This is a genomic window from Serratia sp. OLAL2 (assembly GCF_002752475.1).
Lineage (GTDB): Bacteria > Pseudomonadota > Gammaproteobacteria > Enterobacterales > Enterobacteriaceae > Serratia > Serratia bockelmannii.
In genome coordinates this window covers 383,153-407,126 of the sequence record NZ_MSTL01000001.1, presented here as the reverse complement: position 1 = coordinate 407,126, position 23,974 = coordinate 383,153, and the positions used below count along the sequence as shown (strand labels likewise).

Below are 23,974 nucleotides of genomic sequence, written 5' to 3'. Positions count from 1 at the left end.
GGTATTCTGAGAGAGGTTTTATGGCAAAAACGTCGCGTTCGATCATGATAGCGAAAGGGCTGCAGCGGGTACTGAACGTAGGTTTGCTGCTGCTGGCGGCAATTCTGGCGGTGTTTCTGGTCAAGGAAACCCTCCACCTGGCGAAGGTGTTATTTATCAACAGCGAAGAGTCTTCTTCATACCTGTTGATTGAAGGCATTGTGATTTATTTCTTGTACTTTGAATTTATCGCCTTGATCGTCAAGTATTTTGAGTCGGGTTATCATTTCCCGCTGCGCTATTTTATTTATATCGGCATTACCGCGATTATTCGTTTGATTATCGTGGACCACAAGAATCCCATCGATACCCTGATCTACGCCGCGGCGATATTGGTGCTGGTGGTGACGCTCTATCTGGCCAACACCGATCGGCTGAAACGGGAGTAGCGATAAAAATGGCGGCCAAAGGCCGCCAAAGACACAGGATATCATTACCCGTCGTCTTTCAAGCGACAGCGTTGTTGACTGCACTCGCTAACCCCAGTTACTTACTGAAGTAAGCGCCTGGGCTTAGCGAGCTGGTTGCCTAGCTGTAACTTGAAATCCATAGGGTAAAAGATAAGGAAAGACATCAAACGCACTGCAGTGGCACAAATTACCCCTTCACGCCGCCGGCCGTCAGGCCGCCCACCAGCCAGCGCTGCGCCAGCAGGAACACGGCGGTAATCGGTATCGCCGACAGCACCGCGGCGGCGGCGAAGTCGCCCCACAGGTAGTTCTGCGGGTTGAGATATTGCTGCATCCCCACCGCCAGCGTGTAGCTGTTCACATCGCGCAGCAGCAGCGACGCGACCGGCACTTCGGTGATGGCGGCGATAAACGACAGAATGAACACCACCGCCAGAATCGGCACCGACAGCGGCAGCAGCACCAGACGGAACGCTTGCCACGGCGTGGCGCCGTCCAGCGCCGCCGCCTCTTCCAGCGAATTGTCGATGGTTTCGAAATAGCCCTTGATGGTCCAGACGTGCAGCGCGATGCCGCCCATGTAGGCGAAGATCACGCCGCCGTGGGTGTTCAGGCCGATAAACGGAATGTACTGGCCCAGGCGATCGAACAGAGCGTACAGCGCCACCAGCGACAGCACCGCCGGGAACATCTGGAAGATCAGCATGCTTTTCAGCAGCGTGCTCTTGCCGCGAAAGCGCATACGGGCGAAGGCGTAGGCGCAGGTGGTGGACAGCGTCACGATGCCGATGGCGGTGATCGCCGCGATCTTGATGGAGTTCCACAGCCACAGCAGCACCGGGAATGGCGGCGGCGTCACGCTGCCGTCGGCGTGGGTGACGCTGAAGCCGAGCGCCAGCCGCCAGTGATCCCAGGAGAGGGTTTCCGGTATCAGGCTGCCGGTGGCGAAGTTGCCGGCGCGCAGCGAGATAGCGATCACCATCAGCAGCGGGAACATGATCAGGGCGATAAAGCACAGCATCAAAATATGGGTGATCCACAGGCGCAGGCGCTGGGACTTGGGTTGAACCATGGCCATCGTTATTCTCCCTAATCGAAGTTCATCTTGCTGGCTTTCAAATTCAGGATCGCCAGCGCGCCCACCAACAGGAAGATCAGCGTGGCGATGGCGGCCGCCAGCCCGAAGTCTTGCCCGCCGCCGCCTTCGAAGGCGATGCGGTAGGTGTAGCTGACCAGCAGATCGGTATAGCCGGCCGGCGTGGTGGTGCCGATCATGTCCGGACCGCCGTTGGTCAGCAGCTGGATCAGCACGAAGTTGTTAAAGTTGAAGGCGAAGCTGGCGATCATCAGCGGCGTCAGCGGCTTGATCAGCAGCGGTAAGGTGATGCGGAAGAAGTTTTGCCACGGGTTGGCGCCGTCCATCGCCGAGGCTTCGTACAGATCGTCCGGGATCGCCTTCAGCAGCCCCATGCACAGGATCATCATGTAGGGGTAGCCGAGCCAGGTGTTGACGATCAGGATCATGCTCTTGGCGGTGAGCGGATCGCTGAACCAGGCCGGTTTGATGCCGAATAGATGGCTGAGCATCATGTTGATCTCGCCGAAGCTTTGGTTGAACAAACCTTTGAAGATCAGGATCGAGATGAACGATGGCACCGCATAGGGCAGGATCAGCAGCACGCGGTAGATCGCCTTGCCTTTCAGCGCCTCCCACTGCACCACGCAGGCCAGCACCATGCCGACCGCCACGGTGAGGATCACCGTCATCACCGAGAACACGATGGTCCAGATGAAGATCGACACGAACGGTTTTTTGATGCCCTCGTCCTGCAGCACCCGCAGGAAGTTTTTCCAGCCGGTGGTGACGGTATAACCCGGGCTCAGGGTTTCCTGCGCCCAGCCGCCGTCGGCGTTGATCGCCTGATAGAAGCCGATGTCGCCGTTTGGCCGGTAGCGTACCTGGGTCTGATTGTTGGTCAGCGTGCTGCCGTCTTTGTCCAGCGCATACAGCGGGCGGGTGCCGGAGAACTGGCGCAGGGAGCTCATGCGCAATTCCCCGCCGTCGGGCAGTTGCGCCACCAGCTGGCTCAGCGCCTGCCGGTTCTGGGTAATCACCCGCAGCGTGGCGCGTTCGCCCTGCGGCGCGGCGTTCTGCGCCGTCAGTTTCAGGGTTTGCGGCGCGGCGGCGTCGAGGCGGAAAGGCTCGGAGATCAGCGGCTGTTCACTGTCCGGTGGCGTCAGCTGCAGGCGCCACTGCTGGTTTTCCGCCGGGTAGAGGCCAAAGGTAAAGGTTTGGCCGCTCTGGAACTGGCGCTGCATCAGCACCGATTGCGCGCGTTCAAAAGTCAGCTGGTTGGTGCTGCTGTAGTTGGTGAAAGCGATGGCGATGGTGCAAATCAGCGGGAACAGGACGAACAGCCCCATGCCGGCGACGCCGGGATACACATAGCGCCAGGCGTAGGCGCGGCGGTTGGCGAAGACGTAAAGCCCGGCGCTGACCAGGATCAGCGTCAGGATGGCGAACAGGTATTCACCCTGTGCATACATCAACACAATCAGGTAGCAGGTCACCAGGCTGAACAGGCCGACCACCAGCCATTTCAGCGCGTCGCTTTGCCACCACTTCGATTTTTTACGCGCGGGCGTCCCGGCGTGAGCGAATTGCATAGGGCGTTCCTTTCTGTGAAGCAACGGCGGGGCACCGTGGCACCCCGCACGACGTCGTTACTTGGTGATACGGGTCTGCACGTCGTCCAGCGCGGCTTTCACCGTCTGACGGCCGCTGACGGCGTTGATCACCGCGCTGCGTTCGGCGTACCAGAAGGCGCTCATCTGCGGGATGTTCGGCATGATTTCCCCGTTTTGCGAGTTCTGCATGGTGGCCGCTATCTTCGGATCTTTGGCCAGCGCTTCCTGATAGGACTTCAGCGCCACCGCGCCCAGCGGCTTGTCTTTGTTGACGTCCGCCAGCCCTTCGTTGGTCAGCAGGTAGTTCTCGAGGAACTCGGTCGCCAGCTCTTTATTCGGGCTGGCGGCGTTGATGCCGGCGGTCAGCACGCCGACGAACGGCTTGGACGGCTTGCCTTTGAAGGTCGGCAGCAGCGTCACGCCGTAGTTGATTTTGCTCTGCTCGATGTTGTTCCAGGCCCACGGCCCGTTGATGGTCATCGCGGTCTGGCCTTTGTTGAACGCGGCTTCGGCGATCGAGTAGTCGGTATCGGCGTTGATGTGTTTGTTTTTCACCAGATCGACGATGAACTGCAGACCGGCCTGCGAACCGGCGTTGGCGACGCCGACATCCTTGATGTTGTATTTGCCGTTTTCATACTTGAAGGCATAACCGCCGTCGGCGGCGATGATAGGCCAGGTGAAGTAGGGTTCCTGCAGGTTCCACATGATGGCGCTCTTGCCGTTGGCGCGCAGCTGTTTGTCCAGCGCCGGGATTTCTTCCCAGGTCTTCGGCGGCTGTTTGACCAGGTCTTTGTTATAAATCAGCGACAGCGCTTCGACGGCGATCGGGTAGCCGATCAGCTTGCCGTCATAGCGCACGGCGTCCCAGGTGAACGGGAACAGCTTGTCCTGGAAGGCTTTGGACGGGTGGATTTCGGCCAGCAGGCCGGACTGCGCATAGCCGCCGAAGCGGTCGTGGGCCCAGAAGATGATGTCAGGGCCGTCGCCGGTGGCGGCCACCTGCGGGTATTTCTCTTCCAGCTTGTCCGGGTGCTCGACGGTGACTTTGATGCCGGTGTCTTTTTCGAATTTCTTGCCGACTTCGGCCAGGCCGTTATAGCCCTTGTCGCCGTTGATCCAGATAACCAGTTTGCCTTCCTCGATCTTGGCGAAGGCGGAAGAAGAGAGCACCAGGGTGGCCAGTGCCGAGAGTGCCAGCGTGCGGGCGAGGGTAATGCTGCGAGTCATAATCCAGTCCTTCTTTTTGTGGGCACATAAATCAAGGAGAGACGTTTCGCGGTAATAGTGGGTCACAACGCGACATATTCTCATCCTCCCCCCCTCTACGCCCCTGAGATGAGGAGTGTGATCCAGTTAACGTTGCGCTCTATTCTGTGGCGTCAGGCACAAAATAGGGGGGCGATTTTTGCCAGCCGGATCACAGAATTGCCTTAAGCGCGGAACTTCTCATCGCCGCGGTCGTTCTCTCATCCTCCCGCCTCCTCCCCCATGAAAAATCTTGTTACGGATGATTACCCTTTCCGGCGACTCCCGCACTATCGGCCCATTGATTTTCAACGCTACGCGCAGCAGGGATACCGGATTTATGTCGTCAACGCCTATCGCTACTCAGCCCACCCTGTACCGGATCCATCCGGCCAGTTTCCGTGACGGAAACGGGGACGGCGTGGGCGACGCGCACGGCATGCTGGCGGCGCTGCCGTATCTGAAAGCGCTGTCGATCGACGGCCTGTTGCTGCCGCAGACGCTGGCGCCGAGGGCCGAGGCGACGGTGACGGGCGAAGGGCTGACGCTGTGGTACGGCGATGAAGCCAACCGCGTTCGCAATGCCGTCGCGCCGCGGCGGTTCGCCCACGGTGCGCTGGCGCTGGACGTGATGCCGTTCAGCGCGGAGAAGCTGGTGGCGGTGCTGTACGCCCGTCGTGCCACGTTGGCGGACAGCCTGTGGAGCACCGGGGACGCCGATCAGCCCCGTGTGGTCAGCCGCTGGGGGCAGGGCGACCTGCGTTCCGCCGCCGCCTTTCTGACGCTGCTGGCGATGCTACCGGCGCCAATCTGCCTGTATCAGGGCGAGGAGCTGGGGCTGCCGCATGCCGCCGGCCTGCAAGATCCGCGCGGCGCGCAAACGCCGATGCCGTGGCACGAAGCCCCCGAACAGGTCACCGCCGGCGAAATCAGCTGGTATCAACAGGTGGCGATCGAACACCGCGCATTGGCCATCAGCCGCCAACAGCACGACAGCCACTCCACCTTACGTTACTGCCAGGCGCTGTTGGCCCTGCGTCGTTCGCCGCTCATCCAGCACGGCGAACTGAACGAAGTCAGCCAGCGCGATGGCGTGGTGCGCTTACTTATTACCCATCAGGATCAATGCCTTGAAGCGCTGATAAACCTGCAGCCTTATACTCAGGCGGCCGCGCCGTCTGAGGCGACCTTGCCGTTGGCATGGCAGCACGGCGCGCAGCAAGAGGGTCATCAATGGGTTTTGGCGGGCTTTGCCTCCGCCATTTTCACACGACATGTTAACTGCGAAAGCAGGGGAGTAACGCATGGCTAGCGTGACACTGCGCAGCGTTTATAAGGCCTTCGGTGAGGCCGTGATTTCCAAAGACGTCAATCTGACCATCGAAGACGGCGAGTTTGTGGTGTTTGTCGGGCCTTCGGGCTGCGGTAAATCGACGCTGCTGCGCATGATCGCCGGGCTGGAGGACATCACCTCCGGCGAACTGCTGATCGGCGAGAAACGTATGAATGAGGTGCCGCCTTCCGAGCGCGGCATCGGCATGGTGTTCCAGTCCTACGCGCTGTATCCGCACCTGTCGGTGGCGGACAACATGTCGTTCGGCCTGAAGCTGGCCGGCGCCAAGAAAGCGGAAATCAATCAACGGGTGAACCAGGTTTCCGAGGTGCTGCAACTGGCGCACCTGCTCGACCGGCGGCCGAAGGCGCTGTCCGGCGGGCAGCGTCAGCGCGTGGCGATCGGCCGCACGCTGGTGGCCGAGCCGGACGTATTCCTGCTTGACGAACCGCTGTCCAACCTCGACGCCGCGCTGCGGGTGCAGATGCGCATCGAGATCTCCCGTCTGCACAAGCGCCTGCAGCGCACCATGATTTACGTCACCCACGATCAGGTCGAGGCGATGACGCTGGCCGACAAGATCGTGGTGCTCGACGCCGGTCGCGTGGCGCAGGTCGGCAAGCCGCTGGAACTGTATCACTACCCGGCCAACCGCTTCGTCGCCGGGTTTATCGGCTCGCCGAAGATGAACTTCCTGCCGGTCAAGGTGACCGCGGCGGAGCCGCAACAGGTGCAGGTCGAACTGCCCAACCGCCAGCTGGTGTGGCTGCCGGTGGAAGGCGCGGGCGTTCAACCCGGCGCCAACCTGTCACTGGGCATTCGCCCTGAACATCTGCTGCCCGGCGAAGCCTCAGAAGTGCGGCTTACCGGCGACGTACAGGTGGTGGAGCAGCTCGGCAACGAGACGCAAATCCACATCCAAATCCCGGCCATCCGTCAAAACCTGGTGTACCGCCAGAATGACGTGGTGCTGGTAGAAGAAGGTGCCACATTCGCCATCGGCCTGCCGCCTCACCGCTGCCACCTGTTCCGTGAAGACGGTACGGCATGTAAACGGCTGCACCAGGAGCCGGGCGTTTAAAGCATCAAAGTCGGTATAACAGGAGAATAATGATGACTACTCTGCGCAAACTTCCTCTGGCACTGGCTGTCGCCGCCGGTGTTCTCTCTACTCAGGCGCTGGCCGTGGATTTCCACGGTTACGCCCGTTCCGGCATCGGCTGGACCGGCAGCGGCGGTGAGCAACAGTGTTTCAAGGCCACCGGCGCCGCGAGTAAATACCGTCTCGGCAACGAATGCGAAACCTACGCCGAACTGAAACTGGGGCAGGAAGTGTGGAAAGAAGGCGACAAGAGCTTCTATTTCGACACTAACCTGGCCTATTCGGTCTCGCAGCGTTCTGACTGGGAAGACGTGACCCCGGGCTTCCGCGAAGTCAACGTGCAGGGTAAAAACCTGATCGAGTGGCTGCCGGGCTCCACGCTGTGGGCCGGTAAGCGCTTCTATCAGCGTCATGACGTTCATATGATCGACTTCTACTACTGGGATATCTCCGGCCCGGGCGCCGGTCTGGAAAATATCGATCTGGGCTTCGGCAAGCTGTCCGCTGCCGTGACCCGCAACTCGGAGTCCGGCGGCTCTTACGGCTACCTGGATAACGAATGGAAACAGCGTCCAACCGTCAACGACACCTTCGACGTGCGCTTGGCCGGGCTGGAGCTGAACCCGGGCGGCACCCTGGAGCTGGGCGTGGACTACGGCCGCGCCAATGCGCAGGATAACTACCGCCTGGCCGACGGCGCCAGCAAAGACGGCTGGATGTTCACCGCCGAACACACGCAGAGTATCCTGAACGGTTACAACAAGTTCGTGCTGCAGTACGCCACCGACTCGATGACCTCGCAGAACAACGGCCGCAACGAAGGCGCCACCATTGATAACAACGGCAAGATGATCCGCGTGTTGGATCACGGCGCCATCGACTTCAACGATCAGTGGGCACTGATGTACGTCGCCATGTTCCAGGACATCGACCGCGACAACAACAACGGCACCACCTGGTACACCGTGGGCGTGCGCCCGATGTACAAATGGACGCCGATCATGAGCACCTTGCTGGAGGCGGGCTATGACAACGTCAAATCCCAGCGCACCGGCGATCGCAACGGCCAGTATAAAGTGACCCTGGCGCAGCAATGGCAGGCGGGCAACAGCATCTGGTCGCGTCCGGCCATCCGCCTGTTCGCCACCTACGCCAAGTGGGACGAGAAGTGGGGCTACGCCACCGGCGATGACACCGGGTATAACGCCGGCACCGCTTACAACGACACCAGCATGCATACCTTCAGCCGCGGCAAGGATGACGAAGTCACCTTCGGCGCCCAGATGGAAATTTGGTGGTAACGACGACAGGACGGGGAGGGCCGCCGGCTCTCCCCCAACCGCATTCGCCGCGGCCGGATCTCTTGCCTGATCCGCCGCGGCGCTGAAAGAGGATATAACGATGAAAAAGAATCTGCTGTCACTCTGCCTGTCGCTGGCGCTGACCGCCGGCGCGCCTCTGGCGGCCAACGCCGAGACGCCGGCTAACGTTTCCGTCGCGCCGGCCATCAGCGCCGCCACGCTGCAAAGCCTGCCGTGGCAGCCGCTGCAGCCGCCGGTGTCGCAAGAAGTGAAGCTCGACGCCGTCAGCCCGCAGCTCAATCAGGGCGAGATCCAGGGGGCGATCGCCGCCTATACGCTGCCGGCCGATCGCGGCTCGCTGGAAGTGACGCTGAGCAGCCTCGCTAAAAACAATTCGCTGTACGCGCCGAGCGTGCTGGTGCTGGACGAGCATCTGCGCCCGGCGGCGTATTACCCGAGCAGCTATTTCCCTTACCAGCCGCCGGGAGCAATGTCCTCCGATCGCCTCGAAGGCACGTTGAAACTGACGCCGGCGCTTGGTCAAAAACAGATTTACCTGCTGGTGTACACCACTCGGCAGGACTTGGCGAAAACCACGCAGTTGACCAATCCGGCTAAGGCCTATGCGCAGGGCGTGGGCAACGCGGTGCCGGATATCCCGGATCCAATCGCCGGCCACGCGACGAGCGGCACGCTGAAGCTCAAGGTGACCGCGGAACAGGGCACCGGCAACGTGATGATCGGTATGCTGCAGCCTGCGCCGACCGTGGCGCCGGTGGTGGTAGGATCAACCGCACCGGCCGCTGTGGCGGCGCCGGCACCGACCCCAGAGAAACCGGCGGAGCCGATGCTCAACGATACCGAAAGCTACTTCAATAATGGCATCAAGCAGGCGGTGAAGGCGGGCGATATCGACAAGGCGCTGAAACTGATGAATGAGGCCGAGAAGTTGGGCTCGACCACTGCGCGTAAAACGTTTATCAGCAGCGTTAAAGGCAAGGGGTAACACCCAGCGCTGCCGATGCTGGCTCGATGATTGGTGCGCCTTGGCGCACCTTTTTTCATCCGCGCGCCAGCGTTGCGCCGATCAACGCCAGTAGACGGGCGTTGTCCACCTGCTGCATGATGCGCACCGGCTTGCCCTGCGGCGGCGGCATGCCGACCGTCAGGCGTAGGCTGTCCGGCCGCCAACGGCGTGAGCTGCCGCGCGTCAACGCCCCTTCCAGCGCCACATCCACATGGAACATTTCGGTCGTGACCAGCTGCGGTTCCAGCAGCCAGGCGATCACCAGCGCATCATGGATCCAGCAGCCTGGCAGGCGCCGCGTATGGCGCGAATAGTCGATCCACGGCTGCGTGGTGGCGCGCAAATAGCGGCACAGCGGCGTATCCGGCTGCGTCAGTGCGGCCAGATCCGCCTGGGTCAGCATGGTCTGGGTGGTGACATCCAGCGGCGCCAGCGTGATAGCGGCGCCGCTGTTCAGCACCAGCCGTGCCGCTTCCGGATCCAGGCCGAAATTGGTGTCCTTGATGTACCCGTCGACGTTGAATACGCCACCCATGATTACGATCTCTTTCACCGCCTGCGCCATCTGCGGGTAAAGCTGCATGGCGTGCGCAACGTTGGTCAGCGGGCCGATCGCCGCCAGCGTGATCTCGCCGGGATGGCGGCAGATCAGCTCGCCGATGGCGATGGCGGCGTCCGGTGCGGGCGCGTTGGCGAGTGAGGGCGCGGGCAAGTCGCGCCACAGCGCTGCCAGCTTGGGATCGGCGATCGGGCGGTCCAGATGCGCGCGCCACGGCTCCGGCGGCTCACTCAGGGCGCGCGCCGCGCCGAGGGCGACAGGAACCTGATAGCCGCTCTGCGCCAGCAGATCGGTGGCGACGGCGAAGCCCACTTCGCGCGGGGTGTTGCCGGCCACGATGCTGATCAGCTCCAGCTGCAGCTGCGGTTTGGCCGCCAGCGCCAGGGCCAGCGCCAGCCCGTCGTCGACGTTGGCGCCGGGGACGCCATTGCCGGGATCGCAATCAATGATTAAACGCATATAAGGTGTCCTGAAAACCCGCTAACAGCCGCATGAATGGCGGATGCGCAGTTGAAAAGCGAATTCATGCAGCTCGGCGGGCGCGGCACCGGCGGCCAGCATGGCGATGGCCCGCTTGGCCATGGCGTCGATCGGCTGCTCGACCGCGCTGAGCGGCGGCACGCTGAATTCGGATTGCTGCGTGCCGTTAAAACAAATCAGCGCCAGATCGTCCGGTGCGCGCAACCCATGCTCTGCCAACGCCGACAGGCAGCCGAGCGCCTGCTGTTCGTTAGAGGTGAAAACGGCGCGTGGGCGTGGGCCTTGCACCAGGCACTGGGTGGCCTGGTAGCCGCCCTGGCGGGTGTAGGGCACCTCGAAAATCCACTCGTCGCGCGGCGCAATGCCCGCCTCCAGCAGCGCATCGCGCCAGCCGTTCAGGCGATCCTGCGCGTTGAGCATGGTCAGCGGGCCGATAAAAATGCCGATGTCGCGATAGCCGTGCTGCAGCAGATGGCGGGTCGCCTGGCAGGCGGCGTCGCGCTCGTCGACGCGGATGGCGCAGACGCCGGCCTGGCTGTCGATGGTGTCTATCATCACGCAGGGCGTGCCGGAGGCGCGGATCAGCTCGAACCACGGATGGCGATCGACGCTGGTGTACAGCAGGCCGTCGACCTGGCGGCGCAGCAGGTTGTTGATCAGCTCATACTCACGCTGCCGGTCATCGCCGGCGTCACCCAGCAGCAGCACGCGGCCGCGGCTGAAGGCCTCTTGCTGCAGCGCCCGCGCCAGCGTGGCGAAGAAAGGGTTGGAAATATCCGGCACCACCAGCCCGTAGGTTTGCGTGCTGCCGGAGGCCAATGCCCGCGCGATGTCGTTAGGCCGGTAGCCGGTCTGCTCGATCGCCGCCAGCACGCGCAGCCGGGTGGCTTCCGCCACCGGGCGCGGGCCGTTGTTGATCACATAGCTGACCACGGCGACGGAGGTGCCCGCTACGCGGGCCACGTCGGCGCGGGTAACGCGTCGCGCGGAGTGATTATCCAAATTGGGTTCCTGTTCGCCTTCTCGCTACGCGGCATCCTGCGGCAGGTTGAGATCGCGGCCGCGGGTTTCGGGAGCAAAGAAGGTGGTGATTAAGCCGATGGCCGCCATTACAACAAAATAGCAGGCGACAGGCCACCAGTGACCGAAACCGGACAGCAGCGCGGTGGCGATCAGCGGCGCGGTGCCGCCGGAGAGGATCGAACCGAGCTCCTTGGCGAACGCCATCTTGGAGTAGCGATTCTTCACGCCGAACAGTTCGACGCCGTAGGCCGCCTGCACGCCGAAGATCCCCAGCGATGCGATGCACATGCCGACCACGATCACCGAGATGACGATCGCCGGTTCACGGCTGTCGAGCAACCAGAACGCCGGGAAGGCGTACAGCACCAGCAGCAGGCAGAACCAGCGGTAGGTGATGCGGCGGCCGAAGCGATCGGACAGCCAGCCGGCCAGCGGGATCACCAGAAAACCGCACAGCGAGGCGATCAACACCGCCAGCGCCGGCACCGATTTATCGACCATCAGCACCTTGGCGACATAGCCGACGATAAAGCCCTGGCACAGGTAGGAAGGGCCGTTTTCGCCGATGCGCAGGCCGAGCATCACCCAGAACGCCTTGGTGCGCTGCAGGTAGCTGCGCGTATCCGGCGCGGCCTGGGCGGCGTCCAGCATGCGCTGGTGGTTTTGTTGCAGCTCGCGTTCGAAGACCGGCGTTTCCCGCACGTGGCGACGCAGGTACAGCGCCGCACCGGCGATCAGAATGCTGGCGAGGAACGGAATGCGCCAGCCCCAGCTCATCAGATCTTCCTTGTCCAGCTGCAGTACCAGCAGCCATACCAGCGACGCCAGCAGGGTGCCGCTGTTCGAGCCGATGGCGATGATCGACGCCACCAGCCCGCGTCGTTTGGCCGGCGCGTATTCCGCCAGCATCACCGCGCCGCCGGACAGTTCCGCACCGGCGCCGAACCCCTGCGCGAAGCGCAGGATCACTAGGCAGGTAGGCGCCCAGACGCCGATTTGCGCATAGGACGGGATCAGGCCGATCAGCGTGGTGGAGAGGCCCATCAGCGCCACGGTGGTGATCAGCACCACGCGGCGGCCTTTGCGATCGCCGATCCAGCCGAACACCAGCGCACCGATCGGCCGCGCGACGAAGCCGACGGAGTAGGTGGCGAAGCTGGCCAGCAGCGCCACCAGCGGCGTGGCTTCCGGGAAGAACACGTCGCCGAACACCATGCCGGCCGCCAGGCCGTACAGCGCAAAATCGACGTATTCCATGGCGGTACCGAGCCAGCAAGAGAAGGTGGCGCGCCAAAATTGGCTACGCCCCTCTTTGGTTGCCAGGCGTTCATCGGCCGCCAGCGCGGCGTCGGCGGTCTGTGAAGGGGCAAGCGTTGTTTCGCTCATGGCAGTGCTATCCTCTTTTGTTCTGCGCCTGGAGGGGCGCGGCTAAAGATGGTTTCCCTGGTGCCGGCAACAAAGGTGTGCCGACAAATCATGTCGGACGCATGGCGATTCAACGCTGCTGTATCAGGGTATCTACGCGCGTAGATAACACAACGCGAGGAAGCTGAAACTTTGCGGGCGATCACAGAATCGTCAGCGCGCCGGGAAATGAAGATAGAGAAGGCGGATGGCAAAAAGATGACAGAACCCCGGTTTTTCCGGCCGATAGGCCTGCCGTTTTCGCCACGAATCAGCCTGCCGCTTTCGCATTTCTGCGCTACAATGGGGGCCTGTTAACAGTTTGTATCGCCTGGCGCGCCACACCGGCCGCGGTTCAGGCGAGGAGTAAAACAATGTCTGGCATCAGGGATTCCATCCTGCCGCCGCTGGAGTGGTTGTCCGAACAGGATCCTCCGGCGCCCGCCGCCGTCAGCGACTGGCTGATGGAGTTAGGCTCCATGACCCGCCGATTTGAACGCCATTGCGCCCAGGTGCGCGTTGAACCGCAGCGCGAATGCTTCGTCACGCGCGAGGCGCTGGGCGACGAGGCGAACCACCTGCCCGACAGCCCGCGCTACTGGCTGCGCGAAGTGGTGCTGCTGGGCGACGACCAGCCCTGGCTGCTTGGGCGCACGGTGATCCCGGAACATACGCTGACCGGCCCCGATCAGGCGTTGGTGGATCTGGGGACGCTGCCGCTCGGGCGCTATCTGTTCAGCAGCGGCGAGCTGACGCGCGACTATATCCATATCGGCCGGCAGGACGCGCTGTGGGCGCGTCGTTCACGGCTGCGGCTGGCGGGCAAGCCGCTGTTGCTGACCGAACTGTTTTTACCGGCTTCGCCGCTGTATTCAGCGGTCCCCGCATAAAGAGAGGAGAGCAAGACGTTGGAGGGAAGCGTGACTCAAAGTAAATGGCGGGCTTACAGCCATTTGATGCGCATTGATAAACCGATCGGCACGCTGTTGCTGTTGTGGCCGACGCTGTGGGCGCTGTGGCTGGCCGGGAAAGGCGTGCCGCCGCTCTCGATTCTGGTGGTGTTCGTGCTCGGCGTGTTCCTGATGCGCGCCGCCGGTTGCGTGGTGAATGACTACGCCGATCGCGCGGTGGACGGCTACGTAAAGCGCACCGCCGGGCGGCCGATGCCGAGCGGTCGGGTGAGCGCGAAAGAGGCCAAGGTGCTGTTCGTGGTGCTGGTGCTGATCTCCTTCTGCCTGGTATTGACGCTGAACGCTATGACCATCTGGCTGTCGCTGGCGGCGCTGGCGCTAGCCTGGGTGTATCCGTTTATGAAGCGGGTGACCAACCTGCCGCAGTTCGTGCTGGGTGCCGCGTTCGGCTGGGGCATTCCGATGGGCTATGCGGCGGTCAGCGAATCGCTGCCGCTTAGCTGCTGGCTGCTGCTGCTGGCCAACATCTGCTGGACGGTGGCCTATGACACGCTGTATGCGATGGTCGATCGCGACGATGATCTGAAAATAGGCATCAAGTCCACCGCTATCCTGTTCGGGCGTTATGACAAGCTGATCGTCGGGCTGTTGCAGTTCGCGACGCTGTTGCTGCTGGTGTGGGTCGGTTATCTGGCGCAGCTCGGCGGCGCGTTTTACTGGTCGCTGTTGCTGGCGGGCGCACTGTTCATTCACCAGCAAAAGCAGATTGCCGGGCGCGAGCGCGAAGCCTGCTTCAAGGCCTTCCTGCAGAACAATTATGTCGGGCTGGTGGTATTTATCGGCATCGCACTGAGCTATCTGCCGGCGTAACGGTTTCCTGCAGCAAGAAAAAAGGCACCTCTCGGGGTGCCTTTTGTGTTTCTGCGCCGGGCGAAATCACTCGTCTTGCTCTTCTCCCGCATCGGTTTGCGGCAGGATGGTGGTCTCTTCCGGCATGTTGACGCTTTCGATGGTCAGCTTGATTTCCGGCGTGATCAGATCGCTCAGCATGTTGTACACCTCGAGGGTGTGCTCGCGGATCGCATCGCCGCTGTCGTTGATATAGCCTTCTTCGCGCAGCGTCGCCACCAGGGTGGAGAATACCGCCTTGTCGAAGAACTCCGGCGCGTTGATGCCGTGCAGCACCGACAGACGCTGCGCCATGATGCGGCTCTCTTTCTCCAGCGCGCCGCGGTTGATGCTCGGGTTGGCGCTGAGGATCGACATGGTGATGGCGTAGCGTTGCAGGGTTTCGCGCACCCCGGCGGCCAGCAGCTGCAGCGGGCGAATGCGCGCCGGGTTCAGCACCAGCTCGTCGCCTTTGTCGCAGATAAGCTGTTGACGGATCAGCTCGTCGATCATCGGCCGCAGCACGTCCGGCAGCTGCTCCTTGTCGTTATGCAGGAACAGCTCGGCTTTCAGCATCGGGTAAATCATGCCAATCTGGCGCAGCAGTTCGGCGCGCGATACCCGGCGATGATGCATGACGATGCTGGCGATCAGCGACGGCAACACCAGCAGGTGGTGGATGTTGTTGCGGTAATAGGTCATCAGCACCGCCTGCTCGCGCGGCAGGATGATGATGTCGCCGATGTTGTCCTTTTCCACCTCGAACTTGTTCATGTTCAGCGCGTGATCCAGCAGCTCGTCCGGCGTCTGCGTCGGTACGGTGACATCATGGGCGTAAGGCGCGTTGCGCATCAGCTGCAGGTAACACTCGAGCTGCTCGAGCAGCTGTTCGCGGGTCAGCGAACGCTGGCGCGAGGCCAGCAGCGCGGTGGAACACAGGTTCATGGCGTTGGCCGCGGCGGCGTTGTTGATGCGCACCATGATCTGGCCGGCCAGATCGTTGACCGTCGGCGTCAGCCAGCTTGGGCGTTGAGCTTCGATCGGATCGATCGACTCGCGCCACTGCGGCACGTGCTGGTTGAGGTAAGCGGTCAACGGCAGCGGTTCGCCGAAGTTGACGTAACCCTGGCCCAGATTGCGCAGCTTGCGCAGGCCGCGCAGCATCTGCAGCAGGCTCTCTTTTTCCTTGGTGGCGCCGCGCAGCTCTTTGGCGTAGGTGCCCACTTCCATCACATGCTCGTAGCCGATGTAGATCGGCACCAGCGTGATCGGACGGGCGCCGCCGCGCAGCATCGCCTGGATGGTCATCGACAGGGTGCCGGTTTTCGGTTCCAGCAGACGCCCGGTGCGGGAACGGCCGCCTTCCACGAAATATTCCACCGAGTAACCGCGAGTGAACAGCTCGCCGAGGTATTCGCGGAACACCGTCGAGTACAGCTTGTTGCCTTTAAAGGTGCGGCGGATGAAGAACGCGCCCAGGCGACGGAAGATCGGGCCGGCCGGCCAGAAGTTGAGGTTGATGCCCGCAGCGATGTGCGGCGGCACCAGGCCCTGATGATACAGCACGTAGGACAGCAGCAGATAGTCCATGTGACTGCGGTGGCAGGGCACGTAGACGATCTCGTGGCCGTCCTGCGCCAGCTGGCGCACGCGCTCGGCGTTGGTGACGTTGATGCCCTGATACAGCCGGTTCCAGGTCCAGCTCAGCACGCGGTCGGACAGACGCACGGTTTCGTAGGAGAAATCGGCGGCGATCTCTTCCATCAGCGCGATGGCGTTCTGCTGGGCCTTCTCGTGCGAGATCTTCTTGCTGCGCGCTTCGTCCTCGACCGCTTTTTCGATCGCTTTGGACGCCAACAGCTTGTTGAACAGGTCCTGACGGGCCGGCAGGCTCGGGCCTACCGCGGCCAGGCGCTGACGCGAGAAGTGCATGCGCGCCACGCGCGCCAGTTTCTGCGCGATGGTTTTATCCGTGCCGTGCTCGGTGGCCATGCGGCGCAGCGAAACGGTGTTGGAGAAACGCACGAAGCTGTCGCGGCCGAGCCACAGTACGGCGAAGAATTTCTGCACGCCGTTCAACAGACGCAGGTGTGGCGTGCCGTGACCTTCGCGGCCCGGCGAACGGCCGAACATGACCGAAACCGGCAGCATCTGAATGTCGAGATCCGGATTGCTGCGATGCAGATCCAGATAGTCGTGGAACAGCTTTACCGACTCTTCTTTCGGGGTGTAGTAGCGGAACACGCGCGGGCCGTCGTGAATGAACACGTAGCTCGGCAGCACGGTGCCGTCGATCTCCAGCGCGTTGAGCGGATCGGGCAGATCCTGCGCCAGGCACTGGGTGCGCAGCGTCAGCAAATCCGCCTTGGAATTGTAAGGTAAAACATACAAAATCGGCCGTGAGGGATCCAACCCTAGCTCGGTAACCGGATCTGAAGGGATGACCTTACTTCTTACCAACAATTTAAGTGGTAAATTCAATATTTTATAATAAATTTTACGCCAACCTGACATAACAACGTGAAGCCTCTTGTTAGCAATGCGCCGCAAGCATACCAGAAACCGGGTAGCAGATCTGTGGTGTTCGAAAACCGAGAGCCGTCAGCGCGGACTGTTCTAGACTCTTTTTATTATGACCGACCTCTGAGAAAGGCACGAAAACATGGCAAACCAAGCAACCGGATTGACCCGCATCATCAAGGCCGCCGGCTATTCTTATAAAGGGCTTTCCGCCGCCTGGCAACACGAGGCGGCGTTCCGCCAGGAACTGGTGGTGACCCTCCTGGCTATCATACTGGCTGTCTGGCTGGACGTGGGTGCGATAGCGCGCATTTTATTGATCGGATCGGTGGCGCTGGTGATGATCGTCGAGATCCTGAACAGCGCGATCGAGGCGGTGGTGGATCGCATCGGCAGCGAACACCATGAGCTGTCCGGGCGGGCCAAGGACATGGGATCGGCGGCGGTGTCGCTGGCGATCGTGCTGGCGCTGTTCGTATGGGGCACGGTCTTGTGGCAGCATTTTGGCTGACGAAAGTCGCCTACTGACTGATTTTTATTTATTCTTCGGTTCCCAATCCGCGCTTACCTGTATATACTCACAGCAAGACTGTATAAACAAACAGGGGGCGGAATGAAAGCACTAACTACCAGACAGCAAGAGGTCTACGATCTGATTCGCGATCATATTTCGCAAACGGGCATGCCGCCAACGCGTGCCGAGATCGCGATGCGTCTGGGGTTCCGTTCGCCTAACGCCGCCGAAGAGCACCTGAAGGCGCTGGCACGCAAAGGCGTGATCGAAATCGTCTCCGGTGCGTCGCGCGGTATCCGCCTGTTGATGGAAGAAGAAGAAGGGTTGCCGCTGATCGGTCGCGTCGCCGCCGGCGAACCGCTGCTGGCGCAGCAGCACATCGAAGGGCACTACCAGGTGGATCCTTCCCTGTTTAAACCGAGCGCCGATTTCCTGTTGCGGGTGAACGGCATGTCGATGCGCGACATCGGCATTCTGGACGGCGATCTGCTGGCGGTGCACAAAACGCAAGACGTGCGCAACGGCCAGGTCGTGGTCGCGCGCATCGAAGACGAAGTGACGGTCAAGCGCTTGAAAAAGCACGGTAACGTGGTTGAGCTGCTGCCGGAGAACAATGAATTCCAACCGATCGTGGTCGATCTGCGCCAGCAGAATTTCACGATCGAAGGGCTGGCGGTCGGCGTGATCCGCAACGGCGACTGGATTTAATCGCCGCGCCATCACCGCCGCTCCCTGTATCAATCGCCCCTGTTTTGGGGCGTTTTTGTTTCTGACCTCGCCCTTCGTCACTCTGTCACAGGAACATCCCATCATGCGCCTGATTTCCGCCTTCACCAGCGACACCGATAAAGCCCTGTGGCGCCTCGCCCTGCCGATGATTTTCTCCAATATCACCGTGCCGCTGCTCGGGCTGGTGGACACCGCGGTGATCGGCCACCTCGACAGCCCGATCTATTTGGGAGGCGTGGCGATCGGCGCGGTGGCGACCAGCTTCCTGTTCATGCTGCTGCTGTTCCTGCGCATGAGCACCACCGGCCTCGCGGCGCAGGCGCTGGGAGCGAAGAACCCGCAGGCGCTGGCGCGCGCCTTTATGCAACCGCTGCTGCTGGCGTTGTTGGCCGGGGGGGCGATCGTCCTGTTGCGCTACCCGCTGATTGAACTGGCGCTGCGGATCGTCGGCGGCGATGGCGAGGTGCTGGAGCAGGCGCGGCGTTTTCTTGAGATCCGCTGGTTGAGCGCACCGGCGGCGCTGGCCAACCTGGTGCTGCTGGGCTGGCTGCTCGGCGTGCAGTACGTGCGTGCGCCGGTGATCCTGCTGATCGTCGGCAACCTGCTGAACATCGTGCTGGATATCTGGCTGGTGATGGGCCTGGGCTGGAACGTACGAGGGGCGGCGGCGGCCACCGCCATCGCCGAATATGCCACGCTATTGCTCGGCCTGTGGCTGGCGTGGCGAGTGATGCGTCTGCGCGGTATTACCCTGGCGATGCTGCGTCAGGCCTGGCGTGGCGATCTGCGCCGCCTGCTGGCGCTCAATCGCGACATCATGTTGCGCTCATTGCTGCTGCAGCTGTGTTTTGCGTCGCTGACCATTTTCGGCGCTCGCCTGGGGAGCGATGTGGTGGCGGTTAACGCGGTGTTGATGAACCTGCTGACGTTTACCGCCTATGCGCTCGACGGCTTCGCTTATGCGGTGGAGGCCCATTCCGGCCACGCCTACGGTGCCCGGGACGGCAGCCAACTGCGTAAGGTGTGGCACGCGGCCTGCAGGCAGGCTGGGCTGGTCGCGTTGGCTTTCGGCCTGGCGTATGCCGTTACCGGCCAGCAGATCGTGGCGGCGTTGACCTCCTTGCCGGAGCTGCGTGCGTTGGCCGCCCACTATTTACCGTGGCAGGTCATTCTGCCGCTGGTCGGGGTGTGGTGCTATTTGCTGGACGGCATGTTTATCGGTGCCACGCGCGGCGCCGAGATGCGTAACAGTATGGCGGTGGCCGCGGCAGGATATGGTCTGACGCTGTTCAGCGTGCCGCTGCTAGGCAACCACGGGCTCTGGCTGGCGCTGGCGGTGTTTCTGACGTTGCGTGGCGTGGCGCTGGGTTGGATTTGGCACCGTCATCAGGTGCGCGGCAGCTGGTTTGCTGCACGTTAGACCGGACGCTTTGTTGGGTTAATTATTAATTTATCTTATGTTTTTATTCATGTTTGCTTACATGTTTCCAGCCTGAATATTTCCGGTTTAGTTCGTTGTTTGTTAGCGTTTTTTGTGTTTATTTTTCTTTTTAATGGTTTTTTATTCTGATATTTGGCTTTTTTATTTCCATGTTTAACTAGAATGAATCATGTGGCTGGTGAATGAAGGGGAGCGGTGCTTCTTAAGGTGAAGGGAGTATCAACCAGAAAAACTTCTGTTTAACCCCGGCCGGCGACAGGGATCACTGATTCACCACAGGTTAACGGAGAGACTATGAATAAAGATCAAGCCGACGGTAACTGGAAGCAGCTGAAAGGCAAAGTGAAGGAAAAATGGGGCAAGCTGACCGATGACGATCTGACGGTCATCGAAGGGAAACGCGAACAGCTAGTCGGTAAAATCCAGGAGCGCTACGGTTACCAGAAAGAGGCGGCCGAGAAAGAGGTGAAAGCCTGGGAAGATCACACCAAACACCGCTGGTAACACGCAGGGCCGCCACTGACGGCGGCCGGCAACAGCGCAGGCCGGCGTCGCTCCATCCTCTGGCGCCCCGGCTGCAGGTACAGGGAAGTACCTGACTTCGTCTTACTTCTTCTTGATGGCGATGCTGTGATCGTGTTCGGCGCAGTCATGCTTGCTGTCACAAGCCTCAACTTCAACGCAACCGGCGCACAGACCGTGCGCTTCCACCACGCTGTGCCGCAGCGCAAATCCGGCTTCCTGCGCCAGCTTCTGCAGCGTTTCCTCCACGCCTTCGGTGGTGCGTTCGGTCACCTGGCCGCAGCGGTCGCAGATAAACAGCGCGGACGTATGCATCGGCTGTTCGAAATGGTGGCACAGCACGTAGCTGTTGGCCGATTCCACTCTATGGATAAACCCTTGCTCCAGCAGAAAATCCAGCGCGCGGTAGACCGTCGGCGGCTTGGCCTGCGGTTCGGCGACGCGCAGCAGATCGAGCAGGTCATATGCGCTGATTGCACCGGGTTGCTGAGTCATCAGACGCAGCACTTCCAGCCGTTGCGGCGTCAATCGCACATTGCGTTGCTGGCAGAGGCGTTCAGCCTGCGCCAGCAGCTTTTCCTGGGTGGTTGAGTTCATCGCAAATATCCCGGTACGTAAAAAAGCCGATTTTACCATGATTACGGCGAATCGCCGAGAGTTGCCCCCTTTTCCCCTGAGGATAGCGCAGGGAAAGGCGCGTCGATCGCGCGAAAAGAGAGTTGCATCACAACTTTTCCCCGCCGTCGGGCGGCAAATCAACGTTGCCGGTTTTAGCGCTGGAGAGCGGGGGACGAGAGCGGTATAACGCCTTTCACCCGCGTGATGAGCAGGAGCCCTGTGTGATGACGGAAAGAGAGAAGCTGTTAAGCGGCCTGGAGTACAACAGCCGCGATGAAGAACTGATCGCCCTGTACCATCGGGCGAGGGCGTTGACCAAAAGCTTGGGGGCGCTGGACTCGCATCAGGCGGACGAGAAAAACCGCCTGCTCGGCGAGCTGTTTGGCGCCTGGGGGAAGGCGAGTTGGATTGAAACGCCATTCTGGTGCGACTACGGGCAGCATGTCCGCATCGGTAAAAACTGTTTTATCAACGTCAATGCGGTGTTCCTCGATTGTAATACCATCACCATCGGCGACAACACGCTGATCGGCCCCAACGTGCAAATCTATACGCCGAGCCACCCGCTGAAGGCCGCAGAGCGCTTCACCGGCGATCCGGATTTCCCTTTCCGCACCTCGGCGCAGCCGGTGTCCATTGGCAACAACGTCTGGATCGGCGGCAACGTAGTGATCCTGCCGGGAGTGACCATCGGCGACGGCACGACCATCGGCGCGGGCAGCATCGTCACCGGCGACATCCCGGCCAACGTGCTGGCGCTGGGGCAGCCATGCCGGGTTATCCGCTCGTTGGAATAGGGCGTTATCGACGAGCAGGAGGCAAGGGGGCGGGATGGCTCTCTTTGCGGTGCGGGCCGTCGTTTGCCAACGGGCGGTCATCGGCCAACGCCAAGCGTGCGGCCGCCAGGCGGCTCATGACGGTGCCGATTGGCACCGCCAGCACTTTCGAGGCCTCCCGATAGGATAGCCCTTCGATATACACCAGAAACAGCGCGTTGCGCTGAGCCGCCGGCAGCCGGCTGACGCGTCGCATCACTTCATGGAGCCAGACCGGCTGTTCACCGTTGTCCGCATCGCCCAGCTCTTCCGCCGCCATGCAGCCTTGCCCCTGGCGAAGATGTTGGGCGCGAACTTCATTGAGCCAGATGGAGTGCAGGATGGAAAACAACCAGCGATCCAGGTGCGAACCGGGAGTGAATTGCGCAGCGCGCTCCAGCGCACGCAGGCAGGTCGCCTGCACCAGATCGTCGGCGATATCCCGCCGGTGCGAAAGCACCAGTGCATAGCGCCACAGGCGGGAGAGATAGTGGCCGAGTTCATCGCGTATCGCATCGCCGCTGATAGTCACCTCCGCAGGCGCGTCGGATCAAGATTCCGGGTGGCGGTCGATGGCCGCCGCCAAATCGCGGTACTCCTCGCATTTGGTGCCGCACAGCGACTGGATCACCTGCAGCTGCTGGCGCGCCAGATCGGGTCGGCCTTTCAGCATGTAGGCTTCCCCCAGGTACTCGCGCACTTTAGGGTATTTCGGATCGAGAGCTACTGATTTTAAATAATAGCCGATACCCTCATCGGTGCGGCCAAGTTTGCGCGTGGCGTAGCCGCGATAGTTCAGCGCAACGGCGGTGTTGGGATCTTTCAGCGTGTTGAGCATATCGAGCGCTTCCTGATAGCGGCCGCTTTTCGCCAGCGCATAGGCGTAGTTAGTGCGGTCGACGTCGTCGACCTTGCCGCTTTTATCCACCATGCAGGTCTGAGTTTTGCTGTCGTAGACCTGGCCTTTCGGGCAGGTCGGCGGGGTTTGGCTGCTGCCGTCGCCGCCCATCGCCAGCGCCGCGCCGGAAAACAGCAGGCAGCCGGCAATGGCCGATGCCAGCAGGCGTTTAATGAAGCTGTTCATGGTTGTGTCCTCAAGGCAGAGGCGCCGTGCGCGCCCGTAATGATATAACACCTGAACGAGTGGGTTTATTCGCCTTGTCTCCGCTTATTTTTGCCGGCGGCAAGCGGGTTTTCCCAACGGCGCCGATTGTCGTTATAATAGCCGTTTGCGGCCGCGCGCCGTTCGTTGAACCCAGACAGACTCAGGTAGCCAGTAACTCAGCATGACGAAAGACAACCACGCCCCAACCTACGCCGCCAATCGTTTCTCCATCGCGCCGATGCTCGACTGGACCGATCGTCATTGCCGTTACTTCCACCGCCTGCTGACCAAGGAAACGCTGCTGTACACCGAAATGGTGACCACCGGCGCGATCATCCACGGCAAGGGCGACTATCTGGCCTACAGCGAAGAAGAGCATCCGGTGGCGCTGCAGCTGGGCGGCAGCGATCCGGCCGCGCTGGCGCATTGCGCCAAGCTGGCGGAGCAGCGCGGTTACGACGAGATTAACCTCAACGTCGGCTGCCCGTCCGATCGCGTGCAAAACGGCATGTTCGGCGCCTGTCTGATGGGCCAGGCGGCGCTGGTCGCCGACTGCATCAAGGCAATGCGCGACGTCGTATCGATACCGGTGACGGTGAAGACCCGCATCGGCATCGACGATCAGGACAGCTACGCCTTCCTGTGCGACTTTATCCAGACCGTCGCCGGGCGCGGCGAGTGCGACATGTTCACTATCCACGCTCGCAAAGCCTGGCTCTCCGGCCTCAGCCCGAAAGAGAACCGCGAAGTGCCGCCGCTGGACTACCCGCGCGTTTATCAGCTGAAGCGGGATTTCCCGGCGCTGACCATCGCCATTAACGGCGGGGTGAAAACGCTGGAAGAGGCGCGGCAGCATCTGCAGCATCTGGACGGTGTGATGATGGGGCGCGAGGCGTATCAGAATCCGGGTATCCTGGCGCGGGTCGACAGCGAACTGTTCGGCGCGCAGACCGCGGTGCCGGACAGCGTGGCGATCGTCGAAGCGCTGTATCCGTATATCGAGCGCGAGCTGTCCAACGGCACCTATCTCGGCCACATCACCCGTCACATCCTCGGTCTGTTCCAGGGCGTGCCGGGCGCGCGCCAGTGGCGTCGCCACCTGAGCGAGAACGCCCACAAGCCGGGCGCCGATGCGCGGGTGGTGGAGCAGGCGCTGGCGCTGGTGCGTCAGCCGCGCGTCGAAATGGCGTAACCCACCAAAAATTTGACCAACAGTTAGTCTTTTTCGCCAGGTATTCGGTACGTTACCGGATGCCTGTCCTATTTTTTCAATAGGTTAGCCCCTCCGCCATTCTGG

The 23,974-nt window shown here is 61.5% G+C and carries 23 protein-coding genes; 13 read left to right on the top strand and 10 right to left on the bottom strand.

The annotated features are described in order from the left end of the window. Positions 1 to 20 precede the first annotated feature (20 nt). Positions 21 to 428 (top strand): phosphate-starvation-inducible protein PsiE, encoded by a 408-nt coding sequence (gene psiE / locus BVU99_RS01900; protein WP_099816667.1) that lies wholly within the window; start codon positions 21 to 23, stop codon positions 426 to 428. Between the two features lie 208 nt (positions 429 to 636). Here the strand turns inward: psiE and malG are convergent, their stop codons facing one another. From malG to malE, 3 genes are read right to left on the bottom strand one after another with little or no spacing between them, the layout of a single operon-like run. Beyond that, the gene (gene malG / locus BVU99_RS01895) at positions 637 to 1,527 is read right to left on the bottom strand and encodes a maltose ABC transporter permease MalG (protein WP_099816666.1); all 891 of its coding nucleotides are present in this window, start codon (positions 1,525 to 1,527) and stop codon (positions 637 to 639) included. Positions 1,528 to 1,538: 11 nt separating this feature from the next. Beyond that, positions 1,539 to 3,116, bottom strand: a complete 1,578-nt coding sequence (gene malF, locus BVU99_RS01890) for a maltose ABC transporter permease MalF (protein WP_099816665.1) — start codon at positions 3,114 to 3,116, stop codon at positions 1,539 to 1,541. 57 nt (positions 3,117 to 3,173) lie between these two features. Next, positions 3,174 to 4,367 (bottom strand): maltose/maltodextrin ABC transporter substrate-binding protein MalE, encoded by a 1,194-nt coding sequence (malE, locus tag BVU99_RS01885; protein ID WP_025304464.1) that lies wholly within the window; start codon positions 4,365 to 4,367, stop codon positions 3,174 to 3,176. 358 nt (positions 4,368 to 4,725) lie between these two features. Here malE and BVU99_RS25385 point away from each other — a divergent pair, with 358 nt between their 5' ends. The 4 genes from BVU99_RS25385 (at position 4,726) to malM (ending at position 9,127) form a co-directional block, all read left to right on the top strand. Continuing rightward, entirely contained in the window at positions 4,726 to 5,697 is a 972-nt protein-coding gene (locus BVU99_RS25385; protein ID WP_043139716.1) for an alpha-amylase family glycosyl hydrolase, read from the top strand. Then, entirely contained in the window at positions 5,690 to 6,799 is a 1,110-nt protein-coding gene (malK, locus tag BVU99_RS01875) for a maltose/maltodextrin ABC transporter ATP-binding protein MalK (protein ID WP_025304462.1), read from the top strand. The genes BVU99_RS25385 and malK overlap by 8 nt, the downstream gene beginning before the upstream one ends. A gap of 32 nt (positions 6,800 to 6,831) precedes the next feature. Beyond that, positions 6,832 to 8,121 carry a maltoporin gene (locus BVU99_RS01870; RefSeq protein WP_025304461.1) on the top strand — a complete coding sequence of 430 codons (1,290 nt, stop codon included), beginning with the start codon at positions 6,832 to 6,834 and terminating at the stop codon, positions 8,119 to 8,121. Between the two features lie 100 nt (positions 8,122 to 8,221). Further along, positions 8,222 to 9,127: a maltose operon protein MalM gene (gene malM / locus BVU99_RS01865; RefSeq protein WP_099817741.1), complete on the top strand. Its 906-nt coding sequence runs from the start codon at positions 8,222 to 8,224 to the stop codon at positions 9,125 to 9,127. Positions 9,128 to 9,182: 55 nt separating this feature from the next. Here malM and BVU99_RS01860 read toward each other — a convergent pair whose 3' ends face one another. Genes BVU99_RS01860 through BVU99_RS01850 form a run of 3 tightly spaced genes read right to left on the bottom strand, consistent with a single transcriptional unit; the run spans position 9,183 to position 12,596 of the window. Then, on the bottom strand, positions 9,183 to 10,166 hold the full coding sequence (locus BVU99_RS01860; protein ID WP_043139664.1) for a nucleoside hydrolase: 984 nt from the start codon (positions 10,164 to 10,166) through the stop codon (positions 9,183 to 9,185). A gap of 21 nt (positions 10,167 to 10,187) precedes the next feature. Then, entirely contained in the window at positions 10,188 to 11,189 is a 1,002-nt protein-coding gene (locus tag BVU99_RS01855; RefSeq protein WP_025304458.1) for a LacI family DNA-binding transcriptional regulator, read from the bottom strand. 24 nt (positions 11,190 to 11,213) lie between these two features. Next, a complete protein-coding gene (locus BVU99_RS01850) occupies positions 11,214 to 12,596 on the bottom strand; it encodes an MFS transporter (RefSeq protein WP_025304457.1) in 1,383 nt (460 codons plus the stop codon). 392 nt (positions 12,597 to 12,988) lie between these two features. Here BVU99_RS01850 and ubiC point away from each other — a divergent pair, with 392 nt between their 5' ends. Next, positions 12,989 to 13,504: a chorismate lyase gene (gene ubiC, locus BVU99_RS01845; protein WP_025304456.1), complete on the top strand. Its 516-nt coding sequence runs from the start codon at positions 12,989 to 12,991 to the stop codon at positions 13,502 to 13,504. A gap of 18 nt (positions 13,505 to 13,522) precedes the next feature. Continuing rightward, on the top strand, positions 13,523 to 14,395 hold the full coding sequence (ubiA, locus tag BVU99_RS01840) for a 4-hydroxybenzoate octaprenyltransferase (RefSeq protein WP_025304455.1): 873 nt from the start codon (positions 13,523 to 13,525) through the stop codon (positions 14,393 to 14,395). A 66-nt stretch (positions 14,396 to 14,461) separates the two neighbouring features. Here ubiA and plsB read toward each other — a convergent pair whose 3' ends face one another. Beyond that, a complete protein-coding gene (gene plsB, locus BVU99_RS01835) occupies positions 14,462 to 16,927 on the bottom strand; it encodes a glycerol-3-phosphate 1-O-acyltransferase PlsB (RefSeq protein WP_049204320.1) in 2,466 nt (821 codons plus the stop codon). Positions 16,928 to 17,075: 148 nt separating this feature from the next. On the opposite strand from plsB, the gene BVU99_RS01830 reads away from it, so the two are divergent. The 4 genes from BVU99_RS01830 (at position 17,076) to BVU99_RS01815 (ending at position 20,121) form a co-directional block, all read left to right on the top strand. Continuing rightward, positions 17,076 to 17,444, top strand: coding sequence for a diacylglycerol kinase (locus BVU99_RS01830; RefSeq protein WP_015379225.1), 369 nt, complete (start codon positions 17,076 to 17,078; stop codon positions 17,442 to 17,444). A gap of 102 nt (positions 17,445 to 17,546) precedes the next feature. Then, positions 17,547 to 18,155, top strand: a complete 609-nt coding sequence (gene lexA / locus BVU99_RS01825) for a transcriptional repressor LexA (protein ID WP_025160136.1) — start codon at positions 17,547 to 17,549, stop codon at positions 18,153 to 18,155. Between the two features lie 103 nt (positions 18,156 to 18,258). Next, complete coding sequence (gene dinF, locus BVU99_RS01820; RefSeq protein WP_025304452.1) at positions 18,259 to 19,596, top strand: MATE family efflux transporter DinF; 1,338 nt, start codon at positions 18,259 to 18,261, stop codon at positions 19,594 to 19,596. A gap of 315 nt (positions 19,597 to 19,911) precedes the next feature. After that, on the top strand, positions 19,912 to 20,121 hold the full coding sequence (locus BVU99_RS01815) for a CsbD family protein (protein WP_004936743.1): 210 nt from the start codon (positions 19,912 to 19,914) through the stop codon (positions 20,119 to 20,121). A gap of 102 nt (positions 20,122 to 20,223) precedes the next feature. Here the strand turns inward: BVU99_RS01815 and zur are convergent, their stop codons facing one another. After that, on the bottom strand, positions 20,224 to 20,736 hold the full coding sequence (gene zur / locus BVU99_RS01810) for a zinc uptake transcriptional repressor Zur (RefSeq protein WP_015379223.1): 513 nt from the start codon (positions 20,734 to 20,736) through the stop codon (positions 20,224 to 20,226). A gap of 245 nt (positions 20,737 to 20,981) precedes the next feature. Here zur and BVU99_RS01805 point away from each other — a divergent pair, with 245 nt between their 5' ends. Beyond that, positions 20,982 to 21,554, top strand: a complete 573-nt coding sequence (locus tag BVU99_RS01805) for a sugar O-acetyltransferase (protein ID WP_025304451.1) — start codon at positions 20,982 to 20,984, stop codon at positions 21,552 to 21,554. 4 nt (positions 21,555 to 21,558) lie between these two features. Here BVU99_RS01805 and BVU99_RS01800 read toward each other — a convergent pair whose 3' ends face one another. Then, complete coding sequence (locus BVU99_RS01800) at positions 21,559 to 22,104, bottom strand: RNA polymerase sigma factor (RefSeq protein ID WP_099816663.1); 546 nt, start codon at positions 22,102 to 22,104, stop codon at positions 21,559 to 21,561. 18 nt (positions 22,105 to 22,122) lie between these two features. Next, positions 22,123 to 22,656 carry a tetratricopeptide repeat protein gene (locus BVU99_RS01795; RefSeq protein WP_060434710.1) on the bottom strand — a complete coding sequence of 178 codons (534 nt, stop codon included), beginning with the start codon at positions 22,654 to 22,656 and terminating at the stop codon, positions 22,123 to 22,125. Between the two features lie 202 nt (positions 22,657 to 22,858). Here BVU99_RS01795 and dusA point away from each other — a divergent pair, with 202 nt between their 5' ends. Continuing rightward, a complete protein-coding gene (dusA, locus tag BVU99_RS01790; RefSeq protein ID WP_042785464.1) occupies positions 22,859 to 23,869 on the top strand; it encodes a tRNA dihydrouridine(20/20a) synthase DusA in 1,011 nt (336 codons plus the stop codon). Positions 23,870 to 23,974: the final 105 nt, after the last annotated feature.